Here is a 14,277-nt window from a genome sequence, read left to right on the forward strand (position 1 = left end):
GTTACGAGAAGGGCGAGTTTAGACGACTTGCGAATTATCTGCTATCCCACACTTATATGGTGCGATATGAATATCAGCCATCGCAGCAAATGACATTGCCTAGCTACGATTACCAGAATGCGTCACGTTTTTTTTGGAGTCTTACGGGATTACTTTGCTGTTACGGGTTGGCGTCTTGAGAAAGATGATCATTACGGCATTATGTCCTTAATCAACATTTACGACCATAATCGCTTTAGAATCGATCGATTCACCACACTCTTTCTATATACATGTCGTCTCATTTATGAGGAAGAACGAGAACAAGCGAGCAGCTTTCACACTGTGAAAACGGATACTCAGGCAATTGTAGAGAAGATGCAGATGCTTGGGCTTCTGGAAAAAGGGAAAACAACTCAAAAAGAACGGATGGATGCTCAGAGAACACTAGCTCATCATAACATTATACAAAAAATGGATACTTCAGCATGGAACAGTGAAGGAAACCAAATTCTCATTCTTCCTTCCATTTTGTCTATTGTCTCTAATCAGGGAATTAATGATATGATGGCAGAATTAGAGGAACTTCGCAAAGATGATGTCGACAAGACGGAGCCGGGACTGGAGGATGCGGAATGAAACGGATGACTAAACTACTGCTGATTCATTGGCACTATTTTGTCCATGAAATGATTGAGTTCGATAAAGTGAATTTTCTGACCGGAAAAAATGCCTCTGGAAAATCGACAATCATGGATGCGCTTCAGTTATTGCTATTGGCCGATACGAGTGGCAGTTTCTTCAACAAAGCTGCTAGCGGACGCGGTAATCGAACCTTGAGCGGGTATTTGCGTGGAGAATTGGGGGACGATGAGAATGCTGGTTTCAAATACCTGCGAGACGGTCGGTTTACAAGTTACATTGCCATAGAGTTTTATGATGAGGAAAAGAAGAAATATTTTACTGCCGGGTGTTGCTTTGACACCTACTCGGAAAACGACATGCAAAAACTGTTCTTCCGATTTGATGGATCCATACCGCCCAATGCTCTCGTCGTTAACCGCAAACCGATGGATATTACAGCACTGAGGGCTTATATCAAGGAAAGTTATACAGGACATAGCTATACCACTGATGTAAACCGGGACTTCAGGAATGATCTGTATGGAAAGCTCGGGGGATTGCGTGATCGTTTCGGGCAATTATTGAAAAAAGCTGTTTCGTTTAATCCGGATGTGGACATCCAGCAGTTTATTTCAGAATTCGTGTGCGATACGCAACAAACAGTTGATGTCAGCCGAATGCAAGAGAATATTAGAAGCTATAAAAGATTGGAACAAGAAGCTGATGTACTTAAGGATCGTATTGCATTGCTTGATCAGATCGTTACTTCTCATCAGAATTTTGTAACTCACCAACAAAATGAAATGCTCTATTCTTATTTAGTGGACCGTGCTCGGGCTGATATCAAAACGATGGACTTAGAAGTTGAAAAGAAAAAGGCAATAGAATATACAGATCAGGTATTCGCTCTGAACGGTAAATTGGATGTGGAAAATGAACGGCAAATAGAAATGCAGGAAAAACGTGATATTTTACAAGCCCAGTATCTGAATAATGAACAGACTCAAACCTTGAAACATCTTCAGGCGCAGATTGAAGAAAAAGAACTACGAAAAGACGAATTACAGAGGGAATATGACAGGACCTCGGGAATGCTTGCAAAAAGCGTAACGTCGTGGCGTATTAATTTGGGTGGAATGATCCGGAAGATAGATGATATCGATATTTCTTCTTTAAACCCTCTACTGACTACTCGTATTCATAATTTAGTTGCTGAGGGTCAAGAATTCTTCGTCAATTTTGACACAATCGGTAATAGTGATGCTGAAGCTATTTTGTCAGTTGGCGAGGAAGGGCTTGTCCGTATCGCAGAAACTGCGGATTCAATGCGAATAGAGTCCGGTGGACTAGCTTCCCGATTTTCCGAGGAACAGCAGAAGATTGCTGATGAACGTAAAATATTACAGACAGAACTACAATCCCTTGAGAGTGGTGTTTATCGCTTTCCACGGGATGTCTTGGATCTCAAAGAAGCGGTATCAGGTCGTTTACGTGCTAAAACGGGGACAACTGTCAAAGTCGTAATCGTGGCGGAAGCGGCGGAAATAAGGAATAATCGCTGGCGTAATGTCATCGAAGGTTATCTTCATACGCAAAAATTTTATCTTATTGTCCCTCCCGAACATTTCGATACTGCGCTACATGTGTATGACGAAATCAAACGAAAGCGTAGTATTTATGGTACTGGAATTGTAGATATTGAAAGTATTAAGAAAATAAAGCCTACTGCGGACCTCGGTAGCTTAGCAGAAGAACTCGACACTAATGATGTCAATGTGCGACTATTTTTGGATTATACTCTTGGTCGTGTGAAAAAGTGTGATCGCGTCGGTGACTTGCGTCGTCATCGAACATCAATTACTGACGAAGGCATGATTTATCAGAATTTCGTTGTAAGAGCTATGAATCCTGAAAGATGGGCGAAACCAGCTATAGGTCAAGGCGCGATTAGGCAACGATTGGAAGATGTGAGAATAGAGATAGCAGAACTAACCGATAAAATAGGCATCTGCTCTTCCATCAAGACTGCCTTTCAACTGGGTAGCAGCCTAATGTCCATAAGCATATCAGATGTAGGACAAATAGTATCGGCCGCGAAAAATGTCGGGTTGATTCCGGGGGTTGAGCGGGATATTACCCAATTGAAACACGATTTGAATTCCGTTGATAAGAGCGTTGTTGAAGCCCTACAGGAGCGTATTCGAGGCTTAGATCAAATGTTGAATAAATTGCGTGAAGAAATTGATGGATATAAAGACCATTGCAGCACCATCAAAGAACGCTTGCGAGTATGCAAAGATGAGACGATACCGAAATTGTCCGAAGAACTCTACGCCATGGAAAAGCAGTTATCCGAAAAATTCGAAATGGAATGGTTGGAAAATACAGGGGTAATGAGGTATGAACGTGAGCTGCTTAGTAGAGGCAACGCTATCGATATTGAAAGGGCTTTTCCGCGAGAGCTCAGCCGCTCAACAAACGCCAAAACTGCGACATGGGACGAGTTGCGAAACTTGCGCCGACAATATAACGATATGTATCTTATGGGTTACGATATTAATGCCTTGCATAACGAAGTTTACGATAACGCGTGGCTCGAGCTTAGTGATAATAAGCTTCCAGAGTATCTTTCACTGATCCAGGACACAAGGAACAAAGCCTTTGAGCAGTTTCAGGAAGATTTTTTAAGTCGCTTGCAAAACAACATTAATGATGCCAAAAGACAAATTGACGGACTCAATAATGCTTTAAGTGGAAGTTCCTTTGGTGAGGATACATATCGATTCCGGATTATCCCCAAGCCTGAATACAAGCGGTATTATGATATGATCGTTGATCCAATGCTACTGGAGGGTGGATACAATCTATTATCCGATCAGTTTAATACAAAATACAAGGAAGAGATAGCAGAACTATTCGCCATCATAACGAATGAAGGAACTGGATCCAAAACTCAGGAGCGCGAAGATTATGAAAAACGTGTTCAAGCCTTTACAGATTACCGTACATACTTGTCTTTCGATTTGGAGGTCATGAACAGTGAGGGCGAATCACAACGTCTTTCGAAAACGCTAGGTAAAAAGTCGGGCGGTGAAACGCAGACGCCATTTTATATAGCTGTATTGGCATCGTTCACTCAATTATATCGGGTTGGTAGGGATAAGATTGCAAACACATCTCGCATAATTCTGTTTGATGAGGCTTTTTCTAAAATGGACGGAGAGCGTATCGTGCGTAGCGTTGAACTATTGCGTCAATTCAATTTTCAAGTGGTGATTTCTGCACCACCTGATAAAATTGGAGATATTGCCACTCTCGTTGACAGTAATCTACTAGTGTTACGTGAAGGCAAACAAGCTTGTGTTCGCAAATTTGATCCTAGAAAGCTAGAGGACCTTGAGTATGAGTGAACGGTATAGGTACCAACTGATAGCAGCATTGCTAGACAAATACGAACGCAGCAGTTATTTTTCTGAGAGAAAACAGCCTTCACGCCGAATCATGTTGAATCTATACGATAGTGGGCAGACAGATTTCCCCCAATATGATATTGAACAATTTGAAAAACGTACGATGATTAATAATGCGGTACTGTCTTTGAATGAGGAGCAGCTCGTTTCCTATCAGTGGATGCGAGGAGAAGAACACCACATTATTGCAAAGGTGTGGTTAAATATTGAGAATATATCCTCAGCATATGCCCTGATCTGTAGAAAGCCTAAAGGTGATGAAATAGACGACGTGTGTCTGGAACTGTTGGCTGCCATGGAAATTGTCCAAAGTGATTGGGCCAAACAGTTCCTAGCTGATGCTTATGAGGCTATTTCTAGCAGACGCTCTATTGGAAAGAGATTGCCCGCCGACAAAAAGGAACGTACAGATCTTATTCATGCAATATGCTTTGTGGAACAATTGGGCACGGTGGAAATACTTGAACGTGTTTTTTCGATACAATGTTTCGGTGATTCAAAGAGATTTGAGAAGACGGTAAAAACTCGGCTGCTTGGCATATTGTCAAAATATTTGGATTCCGTAGATGAATCTGAAGATGGGCTTCTTAGACAGGTAGGGATTTCGAAATATCCTGAGCAAATGGAGTTTTGTGGGCACGTCAAAATCATATTTGATAATGAATCCGTAGATTTTTCACCGTTAACTTTCGGGGGGACTGTGAGTATAACTGATTTCCAAAGAGGACACCTAAACGTTTCTCCTGAAATAAAAAGTGTGATCTCTATCGAAAATCGGGCAAACTACATTGATTACATCTATAAGCAAAAAAGTGACCATGAATTGGTTGTATTTCATGGAGGACATTTCAGCCCAGCAAAGCGGAAGTTTTTACAAAGCATTGCCAATAACATACCAAACACTTGTACCTGGTATCATTGGAGCGATATCGATTACGGTGGATTTTCAATGTTAGCAAGATTGAGGCGGGAAATCAAGAATAATGTCATTTCTTACCGTATGAATAAATCGGAGTTGATAAAATATTCTTCATTGACAGCATCAGTCACGCCAAAATATCTTGAGAAACTTGGCACCTTGAGGTTACGTGAAGAGCTTGACGATTGTCAATCCTGCATCGACTACATGATTGAAAAACGTATTAAATTGGAGCAGGAGGCAATGTTGACTGACCAAAGTTCATAATAATTGCTTACGGCAGGCCGGTTATTTCCAACGTAGCATTTTGAGCCTCAAAGCTAACATGCTTCATCCAGACCAATTTTTTCTTATGAAAAGCAATCGCCCTGTCTTCTGTTGAAGGCAGGGCGATTCTATTTGTACCGCTCCGAGTGCTCTGCTGAAATGCGGTCAGTAGGTTGGGAGCGAATTATTGAAATATCGTTGACGATTCATAACAGGGATCGAACAGGCTGATTGGTGAAATGGTGAATGAGGTTTTATACCTCAACCAAAAAGCATACTGCCGAATTTTTTAGCGGTTTCTTTGTGAACGGAAGGTAAGACATGGCTGTACGTGTCCAGAGTTACACGAATGTCAGAATGTCCTAATATTTCCTTGACTACCTTAGGATTGATATTGCGACTTAACATTAACGTAGCAACGGTATGCCGTAAATCATGAAAGCGAATTTTTGGAACTTCAGCCTTCTTCATAAGTGAGTAGAAGGAACGGAGTAAATTTCGTGGATTAATAGGGGTGCCTCGTTTGGTGCAAATGACAAGATCATAATCTTGGAAGTCTGATCCGGCTGCAAGTTTTAGCTTTTTATATTTCTTGCGTTGATCTTTTAAAATATCCAACGTCCGATCAACTAAGCTTATGGTTCGTTTGCTGCTTTTTGTTTTTGTATCCTGATAAATTTTTTTGCCATCGTGACTCAAGGTTTGACGAACATGCAGGACACCTTCATCGAAGTCAATGTCTTTCCATCTTAGTCCTAATATTTCGGATTGACGCATTCCAGTCGTTAGAGCCAGTTCAAAAGCGATATATAGTTCATGCTTTTCGGATGCTTTAAGAAAACGTGTTGTTTCATTTAAGTCCCACACCATCATTTCTTTGCTGGGAACTTTTGGAGCCTGAGCCTCCTCCGCTGGACTAAAGGAAAGGTACTTTCTCTTTACTGCCGTTTTGAACGAGCTTTTTATTATTTTATGAATATCCTGAATTGAGCGCTCAGATAATCGACTGGTATTGGAGAGATGGGCATAAAACTTCTCAATCATTTGGGTAGTAATGTTCCCGATCTCATGCTTTTTAAAGTAAGGTGCAATGTGCTTTGTGATGTTATGTTTGTATGTTCCCAATGTGACGATACGTAATTTTAAAGCTTTGCTATCAAGCCATTCACCTTTAAGAAAATCAACATACTTGAGTTTGGTGTTCTTGATGTAGATATTATCGTCAACTTGTTGCAATAGCTTCCTCATTTCACGCATTGCCTCTTTTTCTGTTTTGAAACCCCTTCTTTTAATCTGCTGACGTTTCCCATTCGCATCTTTACCTGCGCTAGCGACAAACCAATAGGTTCCTTTTTTCTCATCTTTGTGAACTTTCATTTTAAGTACAACTCCTTCTCTTTGAATTAATGTGCATGACAAAAAGACAGGAAGCATGAGCGCCTGCCTTTTCATTGTTGTTAAATGAAAATTTTTTTCTATTAATAGATGGGGAATTGAGTCTAATATGATGTAGTGAACGGGATTAGAATTTATTGATTTCCCTGCTGCATATTACTCCATTGATCAATGCATCCCTATCTGCTCGCAATATCGCTATCTCACGAATAATGAATTGCTTACGTTCCATCGTGGTTCGTCGATTCGAGTGTTCGAGGGCAAGTTTGATGTGTCGTGCTGCAATAACTAAAAGCTGTTGCCTAAGATCATCGTCTTCTACCAGCATCCGCAGTTCTTTATTCATAGGAGACACTCCTTTCATTCAAAATAAATCAAGCTCCGACAAAAATCGTCGGAGCTTGTTCCTTTTATAATTACTAATCACAATCTTTCATATTCGCTTGTGAGCGCACGAAGTTTATCAAAGCAGCTTTCGGTATTCTGTACCCCTTCATCTTGAAGGATTTAATCGTTTTGTTTTTAAGTAGTCGTATACCTTGGATCGCCCAATATTCAAGGCTTCCATCACATCATCAACCGTCAATAGATCATCATACTGCTCAAACATAGGTTCACTCCTTTCGATTGAATGTGACCAATTCATAGCAATAATATATATCTCATGCTGCTCAAAATACCGTCAATTATATGTCGTTCAATGTAGTTAATTATAATTAGATGTAGTTCATTAACGTTGGTTTTCATTTAACTATTTATTAATTTGTGTTGAAAAAATCTGATTTTGTGATACATTTAAAATAGTTGATTCGGAAAATCAGATTTTTTAAAAGGAGATTAATTTTATGGGATATGTAACTGATACCTCGACAGAAGATTGGTTAAGTAGCGTCTCGCAAACGATCAGGGGAACAGGCTTTCATGTGAATGAAGAAGGAGAACTTTGCAAGTTAGAAAAAGGCGAATTGAAACCGCTGTGCAACTTTATATTCCGACCTGTAGAGAAAATAAAGAGGGTTGATAACCAAGGTATCGCCAAGGAGTATAAATATGTATTTGAAGGGGGATTGAAAAGAGAACAGAAACTGGATCGAGTGGAGATACTGATTTCTGATTTAGAGAATCATAAATGGATTAAAAAGAACTGGGATGTCTTCTGTAAAGTTTATTCTAATGAAAGACACAACTACTCTTCGATTCAAGACTATATATACCTGTCCGCAAGAAATATACCTGAAAAAATAGAGTATGACACGATAGGGTGGCATTACTTTGACAAGAACTGGTTCTTTCTACACAGCGAAGGAATTATCGGTAGCATCGAAAGAAATATTGGCACAACTAATACAGAGTTTGTGTTTAAACGTAATCTGAGTCTAACTCCGAAAGATGCTTTTCTGGAAAGTTTGAACATGCTAGATATATGCGATCACAAGCTTTCATACTCTTTATTAAGCTATCTTCTGACGTCAATCATTACGACTCCTTTGCTTGCTTCTAATGAACTAGCTCCAAACTACTTACTATGGATAGTCGGTCAAACTGGCTACGGCAAAACTACCTTTTCGACCTTTTTTACAAGCATATACGAAAAAACGAATTTAGCTCGGCCTGATGCACATAAAACCAAGACGATTATGCCAGGCATTAAAGAACACAAGGATTGCGTATTTGTTATTGACGATTTCGGGACATCTAAAACAAAGCAAAACGAGTACAGTGTTATCAACAAGATTGAGGACATAATCCGTAACATGACAGATAGACAACTTTCAAGCCTTAATATTTCAGACGGTATGGTTTTGATTACAGGGGAAAAGTTCCTTGATACGCATAATAGGAATGAATCTTCAAAGAAACGAATTATAAGAGCAAAGATGGATAATTTGTTCAATCGAGAGGATACGCAGACATATGACGCAGCAAAGTCGAAACTGTTTATGAAGTACAAAGATGAACGTCATCTTCCTACAAGCATCACTTATTACTTAGAGTGGCTTTGTGAACAGTTGAATTCGGCGTTTATCGATGAATATAAAAAGGATTTTGAAGCGCTGAGAACAGAGCTTGGTGAAAAATATGGCTCTCACGGTCGTTATACGGACAGCTTCACACATCAGATCATCGCCTTTAATTTTTATATGTCATATGGCAAAGAACGAGGATTCATTACTCCTGAAGATTTTGTCAACAAGTGCAAAAAAGCAAAACAAATATTCGGGGAACTGCTGGAAGATCAAAATAAAACCATCTTCGACCCTCAAGTTGAACTCTTCTTGCAATCACTAAGAGAATTGATAAGTACTGAAGAAATCAGAGTGGAATTAAACGGAAGAAGTTTGAATTTTGATAAGAAGGTTTTTGGCGTGGTTACTACTGAAAAAGGACAAGAAGTTCTCAAGCTTGACTGGGAGACTATATATAGGCAAGCAGTTGATAGCATTGAGAAATCTCAAGGTAGTCACAAGTTGATTGGCAATAAATTATTGGCTAAACTGCTTGATGAGTACAATTTAATCTGCTTTAACGAAAATGGCACGACAACTCAATTTTGGAATATAAGTACTAGAACCTTAATTAAAGAACGTTGCAGAGTGATCAATTTCCGAACCAATATGATCCCAGATATCATGGAGGTTATAAAGAAATTAAATAAGAAAAGCCAAACAGAGGGATTTTCGTTAACATTGTCAGGCGCGAGCAACAAATCAAAGCAAAGAAAAAAGCGAGATTGGTGAGAATTGCATATAAATATATATTATCTTTTATATTATATGATAATAATTCTAAATATACTAGGGCTTGCCATCCATCAATCATGTAAAGAATATTAAAAATAAAAATGCGTGTGAACAGAAACTAAAGTCATATTCATGATGGAGGTTTCTGTTTATGCTGCATACCATTCATTTGTTTAAAAAGATTAATACAAGTATGTATTACGCGCTACATCGTACATTTTTGAAAATGGCAAAAGCAAACAAAGTCAGGTTTTATGAAAAACATCGGCAGGCATATTGTGAGCTATTAAAAGATCGCGGCATCAATCTTATTTTAACGCGCGTTGAGTTTGAAGATGGACTAAGCTACAGTGCAATTGAAATCATTATGAATCCTATGCGGCTTTTGAATCATGATGACTTTGTTAACTTAGCTGAACTTCAACATTCGAGTGAGATCAAAAAGGAATTCACAAAAGTCTTCGAACCGATCAAAAAGATTTTTCATCAGGACAGGAAAAATAAAGATCTTAAATTTATATTTCACAAACTCGATTCGTACAAATTCAAAAGAGTTGATTTAGCAATTAATATCGAAACAGAGCATATAGAGTACTATATGAAGTTAATCAGGCGTGGCAACATTCCAGACGGGTTTATTCAGGCAAGCAATTATAATAAAACAAGTAAGCGAACCAAGCCGTTGGAAGATAGCTTCTACCTTAAGGGTATTAAGAAGAATGCCTCTGTAACGATAAATTGCTATAATAAAGGCAAGCAACTCAAAAACAAAAAGCTGCCAGGTGCTAAGGATGCAAAATGGACAATTCGATTTGAGGTACAATGCGAGTACAATAAATTATATCCGCTCACTCGAAATGAAGGAAACAATTTGTCATTTTTCTTAAGCGATGAGTTATCAGAAGATATATTGGGGTTTTATTTCAAAAAGACGGTTGGTTTTGGAGACTATTATACATTGTCAAATGCTAGAAACATAATTCAATCTCAAGAGGGATTGGGACAAAAAAAGAAAGATGCATTGTTGGATACACTAGATATGGTTAACCAAAAAAGAGGAATCTGGAAAGCAAGAAAACACGTTGATGATAAAAAATCCTTTGATACGAGGATAAAAGCTCTGCATGAACTTAACGTCAATCCTGTGACCATACCAGCTAACTGGAAAATAGATCATTTGCCCTGTCTTCTCAAACTCGGACATGAGGAATAATAAAGAGAAAGGCACTTATTTGATTAAGTGCCTTTCCCAGTGTTCAACTAAGGTCTAATTTGCCGCTGAACTGAAATAATCGAAATAGACCAGCCAATCGTTCAATATTTGCTTCTCTGTTTTGCCAAAATGTTGTTTGGCAGCGTCATCTCTTTGTGCGGTTGTAATAGTTGAAGTGTTTGAAAATTGCTGTCCGACATATGAAATATAGTCGTAAACTTTATCGTATCCAAATTGTTGCGACAAGTAACTAAATAGAGAGAGTGTAACTCCATAGTTACTATTGCTGACAAGCATTATATCGCCAAAATGATTCAATTGAATGTTTTTGATATTTGATTTTAGACCTTCTTGTTGCTTAATATATCGAAGCATTGATTCTTTATCATTCGTTATGTTGTAAGGTCTGAGCATATTCTTGGAATTGGCAGGGTAATTGTAGAAGGAGTATGCCGCATATTCTGCAGAGCCTTCCATGTACCAAAAATAGGCATCCTGTCCCCAATACTTTGTATATGTTTCCCCATTATTCAGAACCCACTGATGGTCAAAATAGTGATACAATTCATGGACTAAAATTTGTCTATGATCCCTGTGCATGTTGCTGCCATTCATCAGAATTTCCACTGGCACACCGTTTCCACGATTAAATTGTCCTGTCCCAACTTCAGCGGATGCCTGATTGTTTGCGGGTAATGGTGTATCTGACTCATTTGTGTAGAAGAAAACATCTAGCTTGGAACTTGATAACGCATAAGGCTTAAATCCTCGTTTCTTTTCAATGGAGAGTATCATCTCCTTTATTTCTTCATAAGCAAACCCATTTCCATACGTTCGTTCGTAATCGTCAGTCACATAGATGCTGATCGGTTTTCCCTCTCCCATATCCAACTCGTAATGGTTGATTTTTTTAACCAATTGTCCATTCGATCTGAGGCTTAGTACGTCGGTTTTTCCTTTATAGGTCAGTCCGACTGTAAGTTCTGTTTGTTGCTGGTTTGTCGTATCATTCGGAATTTCTACAGTAGGCGTATCTTCAACGGGCAGCTTTTTATCCCGTATGGTGGCCGTCATAGTGGCGGTATCCCAAATAACATCTTTGTCCAATATCTCGGCTGCGGCACGTATAGGGACGTATGTAGTTCCTTTATAGAGGATATTCTCAGTTTTCACTGGTGAATACTCCGGAGCAAATTGAGCCATCGTTCCGGTGAGCGAGAGCCACGTCTCCGGCGTATTTGAGCCACCCTTCCGGACGGGATGAGCCACCTGGAATGACCTCCTGTTAGAATGGATTTTATGCGTTATTGAAAGATAGCGTAAATCATTCGTGAGGAGGTCACTATGACCCCATATCGTGAAATCCTGCGGCTACACAGCCAAGGGATCAGCCAACGTAACATCGCCCTCAGTTGCACCTGCTCGCGCAACACCGTCTCCAAGATTATTCAAAGAGCAGAAGAACTAGGAATTGCTTGGCCGTTAGAGATTGAGCTCACTGACGGCGAGTTACGCCAACGTCTCTTTGCCGAGTCAACCCAAATCTCGAGCCGTAAGTATCCAGATTACGAGTACATCCACAAAGAGATGGCGAAAAGCGGCGTAACGCTTAGTTTGCTTTGGAACGAGTACTGTGAGCAATGTCGGTCGAGTCAGGAAATTCCGCTTATGTACTCGCAATTCTGCCATCACTACCAGCAGTACACTTTGAAATCGAATGCCACGATGCGAATTCAGCGCAAGCCTGGTGAACAGATTGAAGTGGACTGGGCGGGCCAAACGGCCTCCATCATCGACCGTGACACCGGCGAGATCGTTACCCTGTATGTATTTGTAGGCGTGCTTTCCTACAGCCAATACGCCTATGTGGAGGCCTTCCCCTCGCAAGATCAGGAAAGCTGGATTACCGCCCATATCCACATGTATCAAGCTTTCGGCGGCTCTACGCGGATCCTCATTCCGGATAACCTGAAGACTGGAGTAGTGAAAGCAACGCGGCATGAGCCTGTCATTAATAAGGTCTATCATGAGATGGCCGAGCATTACAACACGGCTGTCATTCCTGCGCGTGTGCGTAAGCCAAAGGACAAGCCGAATGTAGAAGGTTCCGTAGGCGTGGTCTCCACCTGGGTACTCGCCGCACTGCGTAATCTGCAATGCTTCAGCGCTGCTGAACTAAATCGGGCGATCCGGGAGAAACTCGAAATTTTGAATGTTAAACCGTTTCAGAAAAAAGAGGGGAGCAGGCGCAGCGTGTTTATGGCAGAAGAAAAGCCCTATCTGCTGGCCTTGCCGGCTACCCCTTATGAGATGGCGGTTTGGAAGACCGCCACGGTCCAATTCAATTATCATCTAAGCGTGGAGAAAATGCACTACTCTGTCCCTTATGAATATATTAAGCACCGCGTCAATGTTCGAATGACACGAGCCGTGGTTGAGGTGTTCTATCAAAATATCCGGATTTGCTCACATCCACGACTTCACGGGAAACCCGGACAGTACAGTACTGTGGAAGCTCATATGCCGGAGAATCACAAGCGCTTTATCCAGTGGAACGGGCAACGATTTATCTCTTGGGCAGAGCAAGTTGGTCCCTACACAAGCAGCACCGTACGGGCCATTCTTAGCTCTCATAAAGTTGAACAGCAAGGCTACAGAAGCTGCATGGCCCTCCTGAAGCTTGCCGACAAACACGGCGTTAGCCGCTTGGAGGCCGCTTGCGCCAGGGCGCTGTCCTACACGCCAAGACCAAACTTCCAAAGCATTAAAACGATCCTGACGACAGGACAAGATCGACTTCAAGATCCATCCATCGCAGACGAGACTTCAGCAACTTCTTCTTCCGAAAGCCACGGCTTTGTCCGCGGCGCGGATTACTACGGGAGGAGCTGATCATGGTAAATGAACCGACAGTACGCAAACTGCATGAGATGCGCCTTTCCGCGATGGCAGAATCGTTCCAAGCCCAATTGCTGGACCCCGGCTTTCAGGAACTGTCGTTTGAAGAGCGTTTCAGCATGCTAGTGGATCTGGAGTGGTCGAGACGAAAGAATAATCGGTTGGCCACGTTAATCCGCAAGGCAGACTTCCAACAAACGAAGGCCTGTATAGAAGATGTAGAATATCACGCCGATCCCAAACTGGATCGCACGCAGATCCTACGACTGGGGACGGGTGCCTACATTCATGACAAACTAAATATCATCATTATGGGTGCTTCGGGTGCAGGGAAAACCTATCTGGCCTGTGCGTTTGGAATCGCTGCTTGCCGCAACTTCCTACCCGTTAAATATATTCGCCTGCCTGAGCTGCTAAATGAACTGGCGGTTGCGCGAGGCGAAGGGATTTTCGGGCGCGTCATGAAGAGCTACAAGAAAGTGCCGTTGCTCATCCTAGATGAGTGGTTGCTTGTATCACTCAAGGAAAGTGAGGCTCGGGACTTGCTTGAGATCGTAGAGGCGCGCCATCAAAGCGGCTCCACAATCTTCTGCTCCCAGTTCGCTCCTGGTGGCTGGCATAGCAAAATCGGTGAAAGCACTCTTGCAGATGCCATTCTTGACCGCATTGTGCATTCCTCTTACACGATAACGATTGAAGGCACGGATTCCATGCGAAAACGCAAAGGACTAATCAATTAATCGCTTGGGAGCTACCTCCAAACAGGTGGCT

General features: G+C 41.1%; 10 protein-coding genes. 7 read left to right on the plus strand and 3 right to left on the minus strand.

Annotated features, from left to right (window positions below):
- Positions 1–117 precede the first annotated feature (117 nt).
- The 3 genes from K0T92_RS18260 to K0T92_RS18270 are packed head-to-tail and all read left to right on the plus strand — an operon-like array spanning position 118 to position 5,259.
- Complete coding sequence (locus K0T92_RS18260; protein ID WP_219873911.1) at positions 118–618, plus strand: DUF4194 domain-containing protein; 501 nt, start codon at positions 118–120, stop codon at positions 616–618.
- Positions 615–4,013 (plus strand): ATP-binding protein, encoded by a 3,399-nt coding sequence (locus K0T92_RS18265; RefSeq protein ID WP_219873912.1) that lies wholly within the window; start codon positions 615–617, stop codon positions 4,011–4,013. The genes K0T92_RS18260 and K0T92_RS18265 overlap by 4 nt, the downstream gene beginning before the upstream one ends.
- Entirely contained in the window at positions 4,006–5,259 is a 1,254-nt protein-coding gene (locus tag K0T92_RS18270) for a Wadjet anti-phage system protein JetD domain-containing protein (protein ID WP_219873913.1), read from the plus strand. Before K0T92_RS18265 ends, K0T92_RS18270 begins: the two co-directional genes overlap by 8 nt.
- A gap of 261 nt (positions 5,260–5,520) precedes the next feature.
- Here K0T92_RS18270 and K0T92_RS18275 read toward each other — a convergent pair whose 3' ends face one another.
- Both K0T92_RS18275 and K0T92_RS18280 read right to left on the minus strand, forming a co-directional pair.
- The gene (locus K0T92_RS18275; RefSeq protein ID WP_219873914.1) at positions 5,521–6,636 is read right to left on the minus strand and encodes a tyrosine-type recombinase/integrase; all 1,116 of its coding nucleotides are present in this window, start codon (positions 6,634–6,636) and stop codon (positions 5,521–5,523) included.
- A gap of 145 nt (positions 6,637–6,781) precedes the next feature.
- Positions 6,782–7,000: a hypothetical protein gene (locus tag K0T92_RS18280; RefSeq protein ID WP_219873915.1), complete on the minus strand. Its 219-nt coding sequence runs from the start codon at positions 6,998–7,000 to the stop codon at positions 6,782–6,784.
- A 499-nt stretch (positions 7,001–7,499) separates the two neighbouring features.
- Here K0T92_RS18280 and K0T92_RS18290 point away from each other — a divergent pair, with 499 nt between their 5' ends.
- Both K0T92_RS18290 and K0T92_RS18295 read left to right on the plus strand, forming a co-directional pair.
- On the plus strand, positions 7,500–9,392 hold the full coding sequence (locus K0T92_RS18290) for a hypothetical protein (protein ID WP_219873916.1): 1,893 nt from the start codon (positions 7,500–7,502) through the stop codon (positions 9,390–9,392).
- Positions 9,393–9,546: 154 nt separating this feature from the next.
- On the plus strand, positions 9,547–10,608 hold the full coding sequence (locus tag K0T92_RS18295) for a hypothetical protein (protein ID WP_219873917.1): 1,062 nt from the start codon (positions 9,547–9,549) through the stop codon (positions 10,606–10,608).
- A gap of 54 nt (positions 10,609–10,662) precedes the next feature.
- Here the strand turns inward: K0T92_RS18295 and K0T92_RS18300 are convergent, their stop codons facing one another.
- Positions 10,663–11,877 (minus strand): stalk domain-containing protein, encoded by a 1,215-nt coding sequence (locus tag K0T92_RS18300; protein ID WP_219873918.1) that lies wholly within the window; start codon positions 11,875–11,877, stop codon positions 10,663–10,665.
- Between the two features lie 75 nt (positions 11,878–11,952).
- Here K0T92_RS18300 and istA point away from each other — a divergent pair, with 75 nt between their 5' ends.
- Positions 11,953–13,500, plus strand: a complete 1,548-nt coding sequence (gene istA, locus K0T92_RS18305) for an IS21 family transposase (RefSeq protein ID WP_219873919.1) — start codon at positions 11,953–11,955, stop codon at positions 13,498–13,500.
- 2 nt (positions 13,501–13,502) lie between these two features.
- Positions 13,503–14,246, plus strand: a complete 744-nt coding sequence (gene istB, locus K0T92_RS18310) for an IS21-like element helper ATPase IstB (RefSeq protein ID WP_219873920.1) — start codon at positions 13,503–13,505, stop codon at positions 14,244–14,246.
- Positions 14,247–14,277 lie beyond the last annotated feature (31 nt).

It is taken from the genome of Paenibacillus oenotherae, assembly GCF_019443105.1.
Lineage (GTDB): Bacteria > Bacillota > Bacilli > Paenibacillales > Paenibacillaceae > Paenibacillus_Z > Paenibacillus_Z oenotherae.

Bases quoted from the DNA above. Each gene is read 5' to 3' on its own strand.
- K0T92_RS18260 (WP_219873911.1), top strand. From the start codon at position 118: ATGCGTCACGTTTTTTTTGGAGTCTTACGGGATTACTTTGCTGTTACG.
- K0T92_RS18265 (WP_219873912.1), top strand. From the start codon at position 615: ATGAAACGGATGACTAAACTACTGCTGATTCATTGGCACTATTTTGTC.
- K0T92_RS18270 (WP_219873913.1), top strand. From the start codon at position 4,006: ATGAGTGAACGGTATAGGTACCAACTGATAGCAGCATTGCTAGACAAA.
- K0T92_RS18275 (WP_219873914.1), bottom strand. From the start codon at position 6,636: ATGAAAGTTCACAAAGATGAGAAAAAAGGAACCTATTGGTTTGTCGCT.
- K0T92_RS18280 (WP_219873915.1), bottom strand. From the start codon at position 7,000: ATGAATAAAGAACTGCGGATGCTGGTAGAAGACGATGATCTTAGGCAA.
- K0T92_RS18290 (WP_219873916.1), top strand. From the start codon at position 7,500: ATGGGATATGTAACTGATACCTCGACAGAAGATTGGTTAAGTAGCGTC.
- K0T92_RS18295 (WP_219873917.1), top strand. From the start codon at position 9,547: ATGCTGCATACCATTCATTTGTTTAAAAAGATTAATACAAGTATGTAT.
- istA (WP_219873919.1), top strand. From the start codon at position 11,953: ATGACCCCATATCGTGAAATCCTGCGGCTACACAGCCAAGGGATCAGC.
- istB (WP_219873920.1), top strand. From the start codon at position 13,503: ATGGTAAATGAACCGACAGTACGCAAACTGCATGAGATGCGCCTTTCC.